This is a genomic window from uncultured Nostoc sp., from assembly GCF_964245445.1.
GTDB lineage: Bacteria > Cyanobacteriota > Cyanobacteriia > Cyanobacteriales > Nostocaceae > Nostoc.
The window spans coordinates 1-15,119 of the sequence record NZ_CAXTNE010000204.1 but is presented as its reverse complement, the minus strand read 5'-3'; the positions used below and the strand labels follow the sequence as shown (position 1 = coordinate 15,119).

Here is a 15,119-nt window from a genome sequence, read left to right as displayed (position 1 = left end):
AAACTGGTTTACAGACTGTTGCTACTGTACTTCATAAACCTGCAATCTGCTGTATCTTTAGGAGCAGGATGGCGATTGTTGTAGGATGATTCTGGAAGTCGAACAATTGCAATATCAGGTTCGGGTTCTGAGTCGGATAGTGTAATGGGCCCATTGAAGCGGACATCAGCTTTACCTGATAGCAATTCTTCTAAATATTTTACACCTCGTCTTGCTGTGGCGTAGTGAATTGGGGTTTTTGGACTGATCTCAACAATTTCGCCTGCTAGCAATTATACATAACGACCACGCAGAATGCCCGCCTTAACCATGCGGTGATAGTCGTCTACAGACCATTTAGCCAGGGTTTTCATAGCAGAATTTCACATTCTTGTGATAGACCTAGTTCAATTTTAAAAGTTGCTGGACTGCGTTTGTGACAATCTGAAAATATAATCGGCATCTTTGCCTGACAACCAACTACTTGCTATCTTGCGCCCCTAACTGCTGTAACAACTCATGAATTGATAAAACGGGTAAAGATGAACTCAAAAAACCTTGTGTATCGCGTGTCACGATAGCATCTAAACCTTGAGCAATAGCACAAGCAATTTGAACAGCATCTTCAAAATCAGCTAAACCAGATCCGAACGCTGATTTCAAGACGGCTCGATTAACGGGACAAATTACCATAAGGTTAGCGTTTCTGAAGCTGCTTGCCGTGCTTGCTCAATGCTGCGCGTGTGTCTTCGGGAAATATAAAAAATATCTGTAAGTGCTGTTGCTGTGACATATCCAACGACACGATCAGAATCAATCTCCTGAAACAACAGTTCTGCGTCTTAGAAAAATGGCAATCGCTGCAAGAGAAAATCTAGGACAATATTGGTATCAATTAAAACTTTTATTAAAGATACTTATTTACTCGTTGCTCTTCTAACATTGCAGCAACTTCTTCATCAGTCGGTGCTGGCTGATCTGTTTTTAGCAAGCCTCGCATCCGTCTAATCGCGCTTGATCGCTCAGGCTCAGAAATTGGCGTGTCTTGCAAGGACTCAATGATGGGGCTCACCAGTGCAAGGCGATCACTGGGTGTTAGCTTGAAGACCTGCTCCTTCAATTCTTGTAGCAACATAGATGGCTCCTATAGTCGAAGGTGTCTACCATCTAGTATGGGCGATCGCGCTTTCTATGACCAGATTTCTTGACCCTGCTACAGTTCCCAAGTGCTGGTCTTATCTTTATTTTGCGATCGCACCCCATCTCAAAAATCATCAGCGATCGCGGGAGCAATGTCCAAAGTGGGTATCAACTCATAACCGCAAAAATGATAAAAAATGTATTCAACAAAGCATTTGCTACTTCCGCCAAGACGCAGCCCGCCATGCTGCTTTGGGGATACTACCAACCTCAATGTCTTTAACTCGAATGGATTTCTTTCTTGCTTTTCCATCCCACCGAACGAGAAACACTCCATGCTTCTCATAGATTGACAGAAGCGTTGTTTCTGCCGCATTTATTTCTTCTATTTTTCTGTCAATATCAGCTTGCTGCGATTTCTCGTATTCACCAATGAATATGCCGTTGCTGTAAATCAGCAGCCGATTCATTTTATTTCCGATGGATTCAAAGCGCACAAACAAAGTCATGCTGCTAATCTCCTTTGGGGCTAACTAGTTATTAGACTGAAACTTTCCAAATATCAATAAATTTTCTACATATCGTCAATATCGGACTATTATACCGAATTTTTCCCTATAAATATTTTGTTTGGAGCTAATATCAAGAAATTTTCTGTGTATTCTCCTTTTTCGGATAAGAGGCGATTTATAAAGTAAAAATATAGTAACAATCCACCTGAGCGCGGTATTGGTTGGTCTGCTTTGGATGTCGGGTGAATACTTGCGGCGTTTGATGTCATCCGTACCTGTCATCCGCAATATAATTATTGGCTCAAAGAAATTGTAGCAAAGTGGCAAGTAGAGCGATCGCTATTTTAATAACCTGTAGGAGATTTCTAACAAATAAATTATTCAATCTTGTAGGGTATTGTTTATCTCAAAGTCTCTAAGTCTTTAAATGAGTATGACAAGAGGGGGCATTTAACCCCCTCACTTGTTTTGCAATTAAGAGTCACCTCCACACCAGAATGGTTGGTGGGAGTACTTTTACTAACATCTAGATGGAACAGCAAAAACTATACCAAAAGATGATCATCCTTTAGTTTTATCTGTCAGGAAATCAGGATAGCAGGTTTCTGAGATTTGGCGGAATATTGAGCCAAGAGTTACTGTGATTTTGACCCACTGCCAACTGTTTTTGTTGAGTCTGCTGTTTCCATCTTAGAGTTTTCAGCATTGTCAACCTCAAGAGTTCGGAGCAATTCTCTAATTACATCTGTTGCTGGTCTTCCTGTCGAAGCACAGTAGGATTGAAGTTTCTTCATTTCCTCGGTTGTAAGATTTACTGTCAGTCGTTTAACAGCCCATTTTTTATTCATGATCCTCTTTTGTCTTTAATATGTTCCTTTTTGCCGAAATCACTAAGTCATTAGGATTGTTCCCGCAGTGCATAATCTACACCACGGTCTGTATGAATCAAACGCTTTTCCTTATTGTCTTTCAATTTTAGTCGCAGATAACCAATATAAACCTCAAAAATATTAGAATCACCTATGAAGCCATAACCCCAAACTTTCTCTCTTATTTTGGTTTCTAGTAAACACTTAAGGCAGATGTGAGAGGAGATATTCTAATAAGTCAAACTTTTGTTTAGTGTCAGACTGCGATCGCTTGTAGTTATATTAGCCTATACCTACAAAGATGTAGCAGTTGGCGGGATAATCTCAAGACCATATTTTGAAGCAGCAGCCAACGCTTTTTCCATGTCTGCGGGACTAGCGCTGGGCACTTGCGTTCTCTTTGAGACTGGCACACTTACTTCCATAAAAAACTTCTCTAACCCTGCTGGTGTGAACCAGCAAAGTAATTTTGCTGGCTTTGTACCGATATTTGAAAACCTATGAAGTTGACCCTTGGGAGAGTGAAAAAAGGTTCCAGGAATTGCTAAAATAATCTGTTCATCAAGCTGAAATTCCAATTTTCCCTCTTGAATATAAAAAGCTTCGTCTTCGTGACTATGAATGTGGGGAGGTGTACCGTTTTGCGGTTGAACAGTAATTTCAATTAGAGCATAAGCTTGACCAGTTTCTTCACCTACCGCCTTAAAGGTATACAAATCCCCAAGCACCCAGTATGAAGAACCTTGTCCTGGTTGTTGTAATATTCCTTGCAGATTGACTGTCATGGTGATTTCCTTTTGAGATGGCAGTGGGCTAGGACTTGCTATTACTAAACGCATCGTTAATGCTTACAATGGGGAACTGTTAATTTCTTCTGACATTTTGATAAGTTAAATTCACTAGCAACCTAAATGTTATACTTGTTTCATTAATTTAAATCTTTAATATTTAATTTTTGGAAATAGTTGCATTTTTAATATCATCTATCAATTCATCAATCCTTGATTGAGTCGTATTCCAAGAACACATAAAACGTACTCCTCCCACACCAATAAATGTATAAAACTGCCAGTTCTTTGCTTTTAAGGCGTGAATAACTTGTTCAGGTAGTTTAACAAAGACGGCGTTGGCTTCTCTAGGAAACATCAAGTCAACATTTTCTATATTTAATAGTTTATTTTCTAAGTATTCAGCACATTGATTGGCATGTCTAGCATTTTTTAGCCAAGCACCAGTTTCCAATAAACCCAACCAGGGAGCAGAGATAAAGCGCATTTTTGAGGCTAGCTGACCTGCTTGCTTGCATCGATAATCAAAATCCTCTGCTAACTCTTTGTTAAAGAACAGAATGGCTTCACCTAATGCCATTCCATTCTTTGTACCACAAAAGCACAACACATCCACTCCACTTTTCCAAGTAATTTCAGCAGGGCTTTTATTCATAGCGGCAACTGCATTTGCAAAACGAGCGCCATCCATGTGGATTTTTAAGTTATGCTTTTTCGCAACTTCTTTAATTTTCAAAAGTTCTTCAATAGAATATAAAGTCCCTAATTCAGTTGATTGGGTGATGCTAATAACTTTAGGTTTGGGATAATGAATGTCAGTACGTTTAGTGACAACTGCCTCTATAGCCTGTGATGTTAACTTGCCGTTTTTACCTTGAGCAAGTAATAATTTCGAGCCATTAGATGCAAATTCAGGTGCGCCACATTCATCTGTTTCTATGTGAGATGTTTCATGACAAATGACGCTATGATATGACTGACAAAGGGCTGCTAAAGATAAAGAATTTGCAGCTGTACCATTAAAGGTAAAAAATACTTCACAATCAATTTCAAAGAGTTCCCGAAAATAATCTGTGGCTTTTTGAGTCCATTCATCATTTCCATAGGCTGGAACACTACCTTGATTTGCCCTAATCATATATTCCAGGGCTTCTGGACAAATTCCAGAGGAATTATCACTTGCAAACTGTTCTAATTGACTACTCATAATATCTACTTAAATTTTTCTCAGTAATTATTATAATGTTAGTAAATAATTTTAACATTTGGCAACTCTAAAATTGACAGGAATGCTATTAACCCTCAAATTATAGCAATTTTCATTTGAATAGGTATTGGCTAGAGACACGGCATTGCCCTGTTCCTACGAGTATCTGTGTTCATCTGTGGTTAATTATTTTTTCTGTACTTTACCTGTGCGGTAACCGCTATATCTAATAATTCTACTAATTACAATAACTTCAAATGGTAGGGCTATTTAATTCTCATCTATGCCGCCTCAGAATTTATTCTGAGTCTGATAGCGAAAGTCGTCTATAAAACGATTGAGAGAAGGTTAAAGTCCGTTAAAACTGACTTTAGCTAGCTATAAGAGAGGAACTTTAGTTTTGGACGGTCTATGTCTAAAACGAAATAGCCCTACTGAATCATTCGTAAACAAAAATTTCCGACTTACTTGTTTAAAAGTTTGTGAATCTGAACCTTTTGATTTTCACAACTTAAATATAATTGCTATCTATAACGTCAACCTGTTAATTATTTTTTGTTGTAGTAGCTTTTATCTGAGTAGTTATAACAACAATCAGCATATTTATCCTAAGTAGTTTATACTATTGTGTAACTTTGCTAATGTCCACAAAAAACTGGAGTCTTAGTTCTTCGTTACTGAGACCTTAATTTACTATAGTGTTTTCGTCAAGCTTGCATTAAGGGCATTGTGAGACGTTAAAAATTGCCAATAACTAAGTATTATGCTAAAAAAATAAATTTTCTTAATTAAAATGATAATCATATACTTATAATGTACCATACAATGTCCGATCAATAACTATGACATCACTATTGGGCTATTTGTTATTTGTCATTAGCAAAGGACAAAGGACAAATAACCAATGACCAATGACCAATGACTAATAACTAATGACTGAACCATTGATTGAACTGAAAGGTGTTTCTAAGTCCTTTGGTAGCCATAAAGTTCTAGATAATGTAGACTTGACCATTTACCGGGGAGAAGCACTAGGAATTATTGGCCCATCAGGGACTGGTAAATCAACAATTTTACGGGTGATGGCGGGGTTACTTAGTCCCGATGAAGGAGAAATTTATGTGCAAGGAGTGCGGCGAGAAGGTTTGATTGAGGATGGTGGTCAGCAGGTTGGCATTGGCATGGTGTTTCAACAGGCGGCGCTATTTGATTCGCTGACGGTGGAGGAGAATGTGGGATTTTTACTTTATCAAAATTCAAAGCTAACGCGATCGCGCATCCAAGATTTGGTAAAAGAAAAATTGGAGATGGTAGGTTTGCCAGAAGTAGGCGATCTCTACCCAGCCGAACTTTCTGGGGGAATGCGAAAACGCGTAAGTTTTGCCCGTGCGATTATGTCTAACCCCGATAATCCTTCAGAAGGACCAGATGTTCTACTATACGATGAACCAACGGCCGGACTTGATCCCATTGCCTCAACAGTAATCGAAGATTTAATCCGCTATTTACAATGTTTACATGGAGTTTGTAGTACTTATGCTGTTGTTACGCACCAAGACAGCACTATGCGCCGTACAGCTGATAGACTTATATTTCTCTATGAAGGTAGAGTGCAGTGGCAAGGTACAGTTAGTGAAACATACAACACAGAAAATCCTTTGATCAAACAATTTCTCAGTGGAAGTGTGCAAGGGCCGATTCAAGTCGTCGGTTAGAAAGTGAAAAGTTAAGAATCAGGAGCGATTAAATTCAACTCTTAACTCCCAACTTCTAACTCATAACTAATTATTGGGTGGAGGAAAAAAATGCGAGGTCTTATGACAAGCCGCTTCGCGTCTGGGCGAACATTTAGAGAAGGCTCTGTGGGGTTGTTACTCCTGCTAGGATTAGGGGTATTTGGGTTACTCTTTCTGTGGTTAAATAGATTCACTCCTGCTGGGCGTTCATACAAAGTTATTGTGGAATTTGCCAACGCTGGTGGAATGCAAAAGGGAGCAACAGTTCGCTATCGAGGCGTTAAGGTAGGAACTATTTCCCAGGTTCGACCAAGAGCAAATGCTATTGATATAGAGATTGAAATTGCCCAACCTGACCTAATTCTCCCCCGGAATGTAGTGGTGGAAGCTAATCAAAGCGGATTAATTAGCGAAAGTATTATCGACATCACACCAAAAGCAACGTTACCTACTGGGGTTGTAATTGCTAAACCCCTAGATAAAAATTGCGATCAGAGCCTGATAATTTGTAATGGCTCTCGGTTAAAAGGTCAGGTTGGCATTAGTGTTGATGAATTAATTCGCAGCTCAACTGACCTAGCTGCTGCATACAATAACCCCCAATTTTATAGAAATGTCAATAGGGTTCTAGAAACTACCACAAGCGCAGCAACCAGTTTTACTGTGTTAAGTCAGGATTTACAAGGTTTGACCAAAAGCTTGCGACAACAACTTAATACCTTTTCAGCCACTGCTAATTCAGTGCAACGAGCGACAAACCAACTTAGTACATCCTCGACTCAAACAGTAAATAAATTCGGTGCAACTGCAACTCAAGCAAATCGTTTGCTCAACAATCTGGATAATTTATTGACAACAAATCGTTCTTCGCTGGTTGGCGCTTTGAACAATATCACCGAAACCAGCAACCAACTGCGTGTTACAGTCAGTAGCCTATCACCAGCTGTGAATCGATTCACTCAAGGAGCATTAATCAACAATTTAGAAACTCTTTCAGCAAATGCAGCGCAAGCCTCAGCTAATTTACGTGATGCTTCAAAAACCTTAAATGATCCAAAGAATGCGGTGCTGCTACAACAAACTTTAGATTCAGCACGAGTAACCTTTGAAAATAGCCAAAAAATTACATCTGATTTGGATGAGTTGACAGGTGATCCTACTTTCCGACAAAATTTGCGGCAATTGGTGAATGGTCTAAGTAGTTTGGTATCTTCTACACAACAAATGCAGCAACAAGTGCAAGTTGCTACTAATCTAGATTCGGTAAAAACTGCTGTGAGCAAACCAAATAATCTAATTCCTACCCCAGCACTAACTCAAGAGCCGATGTCTAATGATAAGTCCCTACCCGTCTACGTAATTAATCCCCCACCTGCTAATTTTGTCAGTACCGACATCAACCCTGAACCAACCCCAACCCCCAGTCCGTCTATCTCTAACTCATCCCAAGAAGACCTGTTGAAGCAACTGCGGGAGTATGGTAAGCAACGGGAGCAACTGGAGACGGGAAAATAGGCAATATCCAATCTTGTAGGGTGGGCGTCCCGCCCGCCCCACAATAAGTAGTTAAGTATTTTTTTATTTGCAAGTCCCTAAACGATTCACTCACCCACCACAAGACCAGCAACTATTAAGCGCCATACTTGGGCAAAATCCGTGTCGATGTTTGGATCGCTCCATTCGGATGCGTGAGCTGGATGGTGAAATCGAACCATCGCTTGAAAGGCTGCCTTCGCTGCTACCTGCGGATCTGTTACCTTAAACTCGTTACTGGAAATACCGCTCTCGACGATCGCAGCGACTTGGCTTACTAGTTGATCAATGTGAGCTTGAACTACTCCTCGCGCCTCTTGAGCGATCACAGAATAGGTTGCAAATAACTCTGGCTCGTTCAAAACTTTTTGACGTTTCAGAGTTATGAGTTGCTCAAACCATCGGTGCAACCGTTCAACGGCGGAACCCTGTTCTTCAGCGATCGCTGCTAGTGGTGTGGAAACCCGATGCAGCCAGCGTTCTGCTACCGCATCGCGCAAGGCTGCCTTGCTGGGAAAATGCCGATAAATCGTGCCGTGGCTCACCTCTAAAAAGCGAGCCACATCGACGACTGTTGCCTTTGCCAGACCGTAACGACGCAAAACCTCTTCCGCCGCGTCGAGAATCCGCTCCGGTGTCAAAGCTGAATCATTCATCTCTTTTCACTATCCAACATCCTCATTTGATCTGGAGCATAGCGATCGCCAGCCACGGCATCCAGTGGCACTGCTGCCTCAATCCGGGCGAGATCATCCTGACTTAAGTGTAGATCCAACGCACCCAGCGCTTCATTCAAGCGATCGCGACGCCGCGCTCCAATCAGTGGCACAATGTCGTTCCCCCGCGACAACACCCAAGCAATTGCCACTTGAGCAACCGTCATGCTCTGTTCTTGGGCAATAAGGCGAAGGGCTTCGACTAGCAACAAATTGCGATCCAGATTCTCTCCAGAGAAGCGGGGCAGATGTGCGCGAGGGTCTTGCGCTTGCTCAGAGCGTTGTTTCGACCAGTGACCGCTCAATAATCCCCGTGAAAGGACTCCATAAGCGGTAACAGCAATGCCCAATTCCCGCACAGTTGGGAGAATGTCATCCTCAATGCCACGACTCAGAAGCGAATATTCGATCTGAAGACAGGTGATGGGATGAATCGCATGAGCACGCCGAATTGTATCTGCACCCACTTCAGATAAACCAATGTGGCGAACATATCCAGCTTTCACCATTTCGCTAATCGCCCCAACAGTGTCTTCAATGGGCACGGTCGGATCGAGCCGGGCTGGCTGGTAAAGGTCAATGTAATCGGTTCCCAGTCGTTTCAATGTATAGGCAAGTGAAGTCTTTACGGCTTCAGGACGACCATCGAAGCCAATAAAGTTGCCGTCAGGCGATCGCAGCGCCCCAAATTTAACAGCAATGAAAACATCTTCCCGTCGCCGTCCTGCTAGGGCTTCGTGTAGCAGCAGTTCATTGTGCCCCATGCCGTAAAAGTCGCCTGTATCTAGTAAGGTAATGCCTGCATCAAGCGCTGCATGAATCGTTGCAATACTTTCTTCGCGATCGGCTGGGCCATAAGCATCAGACATGCCCATACAGCCAAGCCCAAGTGCCGATATTGTTGAACCGTTTTTTCCCAGTTGACGTGACAACATAGTAAGTTCTCCACTGTGGTGATACAACTATGATACATAAACAAATAACAAAAATCAATATTTGTCATTCAATATTTGTTAGTGGCGTCCAAGATGGTGAGCATCTGTTGAATAAGAAATCGTAGACGCATTCGCGGAGCGTCTCGTAGAGAAGCGGCTTGCCGCAGGCTACCACAGAGGCACAGACAAGCCAGTGTGCCCTTGCGGTTCCCCGACTTGTTCGCGCAGCGTCTCCCCTTGGGAGAAGCAACTGGCGCGACACGGAGGAATAAGAGTTTGGGAGGTATTTTGCGTAAGTAATGTCTGATTTGAGTCTTGCATTTTCTGCCTCATTTACTTGCAGACTGCCATAAGTTAGCCTTTGAGACATTTTTGAAACAATGTTGTCGTGATCTGCGCGATCGCCAGTTGTTATTTTTTGATCAGATCAGGGAATTCTATTAATACGATTCAGTAATTCGTACAGCGTTGACCAGAGAAAGACTTTCCGTAGGGTAGCAACTAGTATTGGTTGTTGTAGGTTTATTTGAACTGTGTTGTAAAAATATTTTGAGTTTTGAGGATCGGCTGATGGATAAATCAATTATTCAGTTGGTTGACGAATTACCGACTGACAATATCACTGTCAAAGTTTTAAAAGCTCTTGATTACGTAGCACCAGGTGAATGGAGCAATTTGACGGGATTTGAGAATAATATTCGCAGCATTACTGGAGTTAGCGATGCTAAGGTAATTCAGAAAATCCGCGATCGCGCTGTTGTTCTATACGAAGATCCTCAACAAGGCTACCAGTTTGCAATCAAACTTTATCAAACAATTGATAAGGCAGACACAGCTATGGCAACGGCAGCTTTAGCGAATAAAGTTAGTGAGAAAATCGGCTTTCTCTCTTTTTTAGGCAAAATTACTCCGAAAGCTGACGTAACTCAATCAATTGACTTACTACTGAAAATCACCGTTGAAATCATTGCCTTTTGCAAACTAAATGGCATTCCTCAACCTAATCCACAAGAGTTTGCTAATTCTCTTGCTAACAACTATCAAAATGCATCCTTAATGCGGATGGTAGCTCTAGTTTGTATAGACGGAATTCTACCACTAGGCCCTGACTTTTTGGGCAAAATTCACGGAGTTATTAGTGGTACTGATACTAGCGCAATAACTCAAAATCCGGTTTTCTTAGCCATCAATAACTTTTTACCAGCTAGTAACCCCTCTGATAAAGTTGGTTTTATCAGTCAAGGTTTCAACTCTGTGCAAGGTTGGATGAATAACTTAGTATCCAAAACAGGTATAACTCCGCAATCAATTTCTAGTCATTTGGGTAATTTTATTCAAATTGCTGATGATAATTTAGATTTTGTAGCAGCATTCCTAGATCAAACTACCAATTACTACGAACATACGGGAATTCAAACTGTCGCTCGCAGCTTGATTTTGCAAGCCTATACTTTAGTAAAAGAGGAAATTAAACAAGAGGAACAAAAGCCTATCCAAGATGTTTCATCTGCTGTTAATTCAGATAAAAATCAGTATGAACTTAGCAAAACAGTAGAAGTCTGGGATAGTGAGGAAGAAGATTGGTATCAGGGAACAATTGAGAAAATCCAAGATGACCAATTCTTTATTCATTACCTTGGTTACGGTTCATCTCATAACGAGTGGGTGGGCGAAGATGACATTCGGACTCGCGATCTTCGCTCCTCTGATGACAATGGATATGCAGTGGGTCAAAAGGTAAAATGTTGGGATGATGACCAAGAGGCTTGGTATTCCGCAACGATTCAGCAAATCCAAGGTCAGCAATACTTTATTCATTACATTGGTTATGACTCATCCTATGATGAGTGGGTTGATAGTGACGAAATTTCCTAACTGTTGAATTAGCACAGGGCCGACGAGAGCAATATCTCCGATGGGCTATTCAGTGTCGCGCCCTATACTAGCACAGCAAGGAGGAAGTCAAAAGTACAAAAATCAAAATAATTGTACACCAAGCTCTTGCGCTATTTTGAAATGGTACGTTTATTTAAGCTGTGCTGTACTAAGTATATAGCATTTTTAAAGATTTATAAGAGGATGTTTTAAAAGTCGTGATTGATGTATCAAATATTTTTTTACCCCTCCCTAACCCTCCCCGTATGTATTGGGGAGGGAACCGGATTTTTCTTGTTTCCCCCCAATGCATCGGGGGGACTAAGGGGGGTAACAACGCAATGAAAATCACAGTCAAACACTTTTCAAACATCCTCTAATTGAAGAAGAGTTTTCTAAGTCATAATTCTGTTAAAATAACTTCTTTTTCCACATAACTTATAGCCTTTTTAATTACAAATTATTTTGACTTTTGACTTTTGACTTTTGACTTCCCCGAAGAGGCTGGCACTTGCGCTACGATATCCCCTATTGCCTTCGTGCAATGTATATGAGGAGTAGTACAGGTCAAAAACATGACAGAAGAATTCAATACACAGGCCGCAGAGAATCTGGTTGCGATCGCAGATCAATTCGCTGGGCTGGGGAAGGTTAAAAGCGTTAAAGCTTTTGGAAGTGGTAATATCAATGACACCTTCTTAGTAAATCTAGATTCTTCAAAAGAACAATATTTTGTCTTGCAACGCATCAACACGCAGGTATTTCGGCAGCCACAATTGATTATGCAGAATATGCGTATCTTCACTGAGCATGTTCGTAATCGGTTACAGCATACACCTCTAAATCGTCGCTGGGAAGTACCACGCGTACTGTTGACCAAGGATGCTTTAGACTACTATAGGGATGCAGATGGCTCCTTTTGGCGGGCGATCAGCTTTATTGAAGGCTCCCAGTCTTTCGATACTATGCGCGATCGCTCACACGCAAAAGAAATCGGTTATGCCTTGGGGATGTTCCACAATTTGATCAGCGATTTGCCCCCAGAAAAACTCGCCGATACTCTTCAAGGGTTTCATATTACACCGCTTTATCTCCAGCATTACGAAGAAGTGTTGGCGAAAACTATTGCGTGTCAATCTTCGGAAGTTAATTATTGCTTGCAGTTTGTTAGCGATCGCCAAACCTTTGCACATATCTTAGAAGATGCCAAAGTTGAAGGCAAGCTACCCTTGCGTCTGATGCACGGCGATCCAAAAATCAATAACGTGATGTTTGACACTGCTACCCTGCAAGCCGTCAGCGTCATCGACCTGGATACTGTTAAACCCGGTTTGGTACATTACGATATTGGTGATTGCCTGCGATCGGGTTGCAATCCGGCTGGAGAAGAAACTGAGAATTGGGGCAGTGTTTATTTCGATACCGACCTGTGTCAGGGAATCTTACAAGGTTATCTTTCGGTAGCAAAGGCATTTCTTACTGAGAATGACTATGCATATATATACGATGCAATTCGTCTGATCGCCTTTGAATTAGGACTGAGATTTTTTGCTGATTATTTAGCAGGGAATGTCTACTTTAAAGTTAAACACCCAGAACATAACTTGGCAAGAGCGATCGTGCAGTTTAAGCTTACCGAAAGTATTGAATCGCAAGAAACGCAGATTTGTAATATTATTAAAGACATGAAATGAACGATCAGACATTTTCCCTGCAACCCTTTCCTTCGACAAAATCGCTGTCTAATTTGAAAATTGCAGGTAATATTGCCAGAAATGGTAATAAACTTGCCATCCGCTATATGCTTGAGGACGATTTAAAAGAAATTGCAATCGCTCCACCATCAAATACTCCATCACGCAAGCATGAACTTTGGGAAGACACCTGCTTCGAGTTCTTCGTTAGCATCAAAGATTCTGCACAGTATTGGGAATTTAACCTCTCCCCCGCCGGACACTGGAATGTCTATCGCTTTGATGGATACCGTCAAGGAATGCAAGAGGAAACAGCGTTTGAAAACCTATCGTTTAATGTTCAAAATCAGGCCGATGGTTTAATACTTGTGTTGGATGTAGATTTGGATAAAATCATCTCGGCAGAACAAGCCATTGAACTTGGCATTACTACCGTTATTAAAGACAGAAATGGTGAGGTGACTTACTGGGCGTTAACTCATCAAGGCGGGAAGGCTGACTTTCATCTACGAGACAGTTTCATCCTTGAGATGTGATTACTGCTACCAGTATACCATAACGACAAGGCGGTAAACAAGTCACCCATTTGGATGATAAACAATTCAACCATTTGAATGAGTCAATTGTATGAGGTTAACTTCTATAAATAAGAGAATCTTATTAGTAGAAACTATCGATTCTACTTTACTCTAGGTAAGGACTACGTTATGAAATTAACAACATTGATAAATTCTACAGTTATCATTGCCTCTCTTGCCCTCACATCTGGCATTGCTAGCGCTCAAACACCCACAAATAAAAACTATGTGAGTGCTAATGCAACTAGTGAGAAATCACTAAACACAGTAGTTAATGCTGATGCATTAGGCAGTAATTCTACCAATATCAGCTACATTAAACCCTTTAATCTTGTTAATTTTGCTTACCAAGGTGGTTTCAAGCAGCAAGGAGTTCCTAGTGGAGGAAGATTTATTTTTGGAGTACAGCGCGGAAATATTACTCCGGAATATTTAGTCAAGGCTGCGATCAATGCTCACAGGCTACCAATACAAGTTTTAAACGATCAAGATTACATAAGCGCTGTTAGTTCACAATTGGGGATATTAACCGGAATAAATTATCCTATATAAGTACAGCTTTGCTTATGGCTATCTAATTGGATGAAATACAAGTTCATCTTTCCTTTGTCCCCTTCCACGCAAGCTGAAATAACCCCTATACCTTTAAGGTATGGGGGTTTTAGATTAGGTTTTTTGGTTATTTTCTATTAAGTAAAAATATTACGTGTCTAGTATCTGAAATCGGATTATGCCATTTAACTGTTGAGCAACAGCGATCGCAATCCTATCTAAGTTGTGAAAATTGCAACCCGCACTGGCTGTTAACTGGCTCAACATTTTTAGTTTAATTGTTTTAAACTTGAATTACCGTCGTAAATTTGTGTGTAGCGCTCGATCATGACACAGCTGAGGTTTTCACCGCAGATCAACTATTTGCGACCCTTGACCCAACAACCCGCAAGGTAGTAATTACAGAACCAGAAACACAAGAACGCAGGTCGATTCTGCTCACTGATACTGTAGGGTTGATTCACGAACTCCCGCCACTACTGATGGATGCATTTCGCGCCACATTGGAGGAAGTGGTTGAAGCAGATGCCATGATTCATGTTGTGGATTTGTCGCATCCAGCTTGGAAAAGCCATATTGCGAGTGTCCTGGAAATACTCCAAAAAATGCCTGAGATTCCAGAAAAAAGTTTGATTAAAGTTAAAGGTGAAGCTGGGTGCATCCTCATAGACCGTCAAGGACGCGTTGGCTGGGCGTATAACTCATCACACATGGCTTGCGCTTATATGACCGAAGGACAAGACAAGGTGGCTGTTTTTACCAAGAAATAACTCATACCAATTCGTAATGGACTACGCTAAGGTAATGCGTAGTTAATGAAGCTAAATTACATCTGAGTTTTCAAGTTTGAATATACAGCTTTGTTTTTTCAAGTTGGTGTTATATCATGTCCGCCAAATTACCCATAATAAAAGAACCCCACCCCCAACCCCTCTTTGCTCTTCGGGAGGGGGGCTAAAGCAAGCGTAGCTTTGGCGGGGTGGGCTTGGGGGTATTATGCTTAAT

General features: G+C 41.2%; 16 protein-coding genes and 2 pseudogenes. 9 read left to right on the top strand and 9 right to left on the bottom strand.

Annotation, left to right across the window (positions count from 1 at the left end; translation table 11 throughout):
• Positions 1-8 precede the first annotated feature (8 nt).
• From ACFE90_RS26865 to ACFE90_RS26855, 3 genes are all read right to left on the bottom strand, one after another.
• Complete coding sequence (locus tag ACFE90_RS26865) at positions 9-272, bottom strand: hypothetical protein (protein ID WP_375505473.1); 264 nt, start codon at positions 270-272, stop codon at positions 9-11.
• A 187-nt stretch (positions 273-459) separates the two neighbouring features.
• Complete coding sequence (locus ACFE90_RS26860; RefSeq protein WP_375505472.1) at positions 460-672, bottom strand: PIN domain-containing protein; 213 nt, start codon at positions 670-672, stop codon at positions 460-462.
• A 214-nt stretch (positions 673-886) separates the two neighbouring features.
• Positions 887-1,114 (bottom strand): hypothetical protein, encoded by a 228-nt coding sequence (locus ACFE90_RS26855; RefSeq protein WP_375505471.1) that lies wholly within the window; start codon positions 1,112-1,114, stop codon positions 887-889.
• 2 nt (positions 1,115-1,116) lie between these two features.
• On the opposite strand from ACFE90_RS26855, the gene ACFE90_RS26850 reads away from it, so the two are divergent.
• Positions 1,117-1,467 carry a hypothetical protein gene (locus tag ACFE90_RS26850; RefSeq protein WP_375505470.1) on the top strand — a complete coding sequence of 117 codons (351 nt, stop codon included), beginning with the start codon at positions 1,117-1,119 and terminating at the stop codon, positions 1,465-1,467.
• 410 nt (positions 1,468-1,877) lie between these two features.
• Positions 1,878-1,979: a DUF3131 domain-containing protein gene (locus tag ACFE90_RS26845; protein ID WP_375505475.1), complete on the top strand. Its 102-nt coding sequence runs from the start codon at positions 1,878-1,880 to the stop codon at positions 1,977-1,979.
• Between the two features lie 287 nt (positions 1,980-2,266).
• Here ACFE90_RS26845 and ACFE90_RS26840 read toward each other — a convergent pair whose 3' ends face one another.
• From ACFE90_RS26840 to ACFE90_RS26825, 4 genes and pseudogenes are all read right to left on the bottom strand, one after another.
• Complete coding sequence (locus tag ACFE90_RS26840; protein ID WP_324980723.1) at positions 2,267-2,479, bottom strand: CopG family transcriptional regulator; 213 nt, start codon at positions 2,477-2,479, stop codon at positions 2,267-2,269.
• A gap of 50 nt (positions 2,480-2,529) precedes the next feature.
• Positions 2,530-2,749: pseudogene (locus ACFE90_RS26835) on the bottom strand (winged helix-turn-helix domain-containing protein); the annotation flags it as partial.
• A gap of 44 nt (positions 2,750-2,793) precedes the next feature.
• Positions 2,794-3,285, bottom strand: a complete 492-nt coding sequence (locus ACFE90_RS26830; protein WP_375505474.1) for a cupin domain-containing protein — start codon at positions 3,283-3,285, stop codon at positions 2,794-2,796.
• A gap of 163 nt (positions 3,286-3,448) precedes the next feature.
• Positions 3,449-4,495, bottom strand: a complete 1,047-nt coding sequence (locus tag ACFE90_RS26825; RefSeq protein WP_375505469.1) for a low specificity L-threonine aldolase — start codon at positions 4,493-4,495, stop codon at positions 3,449-3,451.
• A gap of 932 nt (positions 4,496-5,427) precedes the next feature.
• Here ACFE90_RS26825 and ACFE90_RS26820 point away from each other — a divergent pair.
• Together ACFE90_RS26820 and ACFE90_RS26815 are read left to right on the top strand one after the other, a co-directional pair.
• A complete protein-coding gene (locus ACFE90_RS26820; protein ID WP_375505468.1) occupies positions 5,428-6,210 on the top strand; it encodes an ABC transporter ATP-binding protein in 783 nt (260 codons plus the stop codon).
• Between the two features lie 90 nt (positions 6,211-6,300).
• The gene (locus ACFE90_RS26815) at positions 6,301-7,746 is read left to right on the top strand and encodes an MlaD family protein (protein WP_375505467.1); all 1,446 of its coding nucleotides are present in this window, start codon (positions 6,301-6,303) and stop codon (positions 7,744-7,746) included.
• An 86-nt stretch (positions 7,747-7,832) separates the two neighbouring features.
• Here the strand turns inward: ACFE90_RS26815 and ACFE90_RS26810 are convergent, their stop codons facing one another.
• A complete protein-coding gene (locus ACFE90_RS26810) occupies positions 7,833-8,420 on the bottom strand; it encodes a TetR family transcriptional regulator (protein WP_375505466.1) in 588 nt (195 codons plus the stop codon).
• Entirely contained in the window at positions 8,417-9,415 is a 999-nt protein-coding gene (locus ACFE90_RS26805) for an aldo/keto reductase (protein ID WP_375505465.1), read from the bottom strand. Before ACFE90_RS26805 ends, ACFE90_RS26810 begins: the two co-directional genes overlap by 4 nt.
• 570 nt (positions 9,416-9,985) lie before the next feature.
• Between ACFE90_RS26805 and ACFE90_RS26800 the strand changes: the two genes are divergently transcribed.
• The 5 genes and pseudogenes from ACFE90_RS26800 to ACFE90_RS26780 form a co-directional block, all read left to right on the top strand.
• The gene (locus tag ACFE90_RS26800; protein ID WP_375505464.1) at positions 9,986-11,290 is read left to right on the top strand and encodes a Tudor-knot domain-containing protein; all 1,305 of its coding nucleotides are present in this window, start codon (positions 9,986-9,988) and stop codon (positions 11,288-11,290) included.
• Positions 11,291-11,865: 575 nt separating this feature from the next.
• Entirely contained in the window at positions 11,866-12,984 is a 1,119-nt protein-coding gene (locus ACFE90_RS26795) for a phosphotransferase enzyme family protein (RefSeq protein ID WP_375505463.1), read from the top strand.
• A complete protein-coding gene (locus ACFE90_RS26790) occupies positions 12,981-13,520 on the top strand; it encodes a DOMON-like domain-containing protein (protein WP_375505462.1) in 540 nt (179 codons plus the stop codon). Before ACFE90_RS26795 ends, ACFE90_RS26790 begins: the two co-directional genes overlap by 4 nt.
• A 171-nt stretch (positions 13,521-13,691) precedes the next feature.
• Complete coding sequence (locus ACFE90_RS26785; RefSeq protein WP_375505461.1) at positions 13,692-14,114, top strand: hypothetical protein; 423 nt, start codon at positions 13,692-13,694, stop codon at positions 14,112-14,114.
• A 335-nt stretch (positions 14,115-14,449) separates the two neighbouring features.
• Positions 14,450-14,749, top strand: a pseudogene (locus tag ACFE90_RS26780) (GTPase); the annotation flags it as partial.
• Between the last annotated feature and the right edge of the window lie 370 nt (positions 14,750-15,119).

What these genes read in the sequence shown, in the direction of transcription:
- ACFE90_RS26790 (WP_375505462.1), top strand. Translation starts at nt 12,981, where the DNA reads ATGAACGATCAGACATTTTCCCTGCAACCCTTTCCTTCGACAAAATCG.
- ACFE90_RS26825 (WP_375505469.1), bottom strand. Translation starts at nt 4,495, where the DNA reads ATGAGTAGTCAATTAGAACAGTTTGCAAGTGATAATTCCTCTGGAATT.
- ACFE90_RS26815 (WP_375505467.1), top strand. Translation starts at nt 6,301, where the DNA reads ATGCGAGGTCTTATGACAAGCCGCTTCGCGTCTGGGCGAACATTTAGA.
- ACFE90_RS26800 (WP_375505464.1), top strand. Translation starts at nt 9,986, where the DNA reads ATGGATAAATCAATTATTCAGTTGGTTGACGAATTACCGACTGACAAT.
- ACFE90_RS26810 (WP_375505466.1), bottom strand. Translation starts at nt 8,420, where the DNA reads ATGAATGATTCAGCTTTGACACCGGAGCGGATTCTCGACGCGGCGGAA.
- ACFE90_RS26805 (WP_375505465.1), bottom strand. Translation starts at nt 9,415, where the DNA reads ATGTTGTCACGTCAACTGGGAAAAAACGGTTCAACAATATCGGCACTT.
- ACFE90_RS26830 (WP_375505474.1), bottom strand. Translation starts at nt 3,285, where the DNA reads ATGACAGTCAATCTGCAAGGAATATTACAACAACCAGGACAAGGTTCT.
- ACFE90_RS26840 (WP_324980723.1), bottom strand. Translation starts at nt 2,479, where the DNA reads ATGAATAAAAAATGGGCTGTTAAACGACTGACAGTAAATCTTACAACC.
- ACFE90_RS26795 (WP_375505463.1), top strand. Translation starts at nt 11,866, where the DNA reads ATGACAGAAGAATTCAATACACAGGCCGCAGAGAATCTGGTTGCGATC.
- ACFE90_RS26860 (WP_375505472.1), bottom strand. Translation starts at nt 672, where the DNA reads ATGGTAATTTGTCCCGTTAATCGAGCCGTCTTGAAATCAGCGTTCGGA.
- ACFE90_RS26785 (WP_375505461.1), top strand. Translation starts at nt 13,692, where the DNA reads ATGAAATTAACAACATTGATAAATTCTACAGTTATCATTGCCTCTCTT.
- ACFE90_RS26850 (WP_375505470.1), top strand. Translation starts at nt 1,117, where the DNA reads ATGGCTCCTATAGTCGAAGGTGTCTACCATCTAGTATGGGCGATCGCG.
- ACFE90_RS26820 (WP_375505468.1), top strand. Translation starts at nt 5,428, where the DNA reads ATGACTGAACCATTGATTGAACTGAAAGGTGTTTCTAAGTCCTTTGGT.
- ACFE90_RS26855 (WP_375505471.1), bottom strand. Translation starts at nt 1,114, where the DNA reads ATGTTGCTACAAGAATTGAAGGAGCAGGTCTTCAAGCTAACACCCAGT.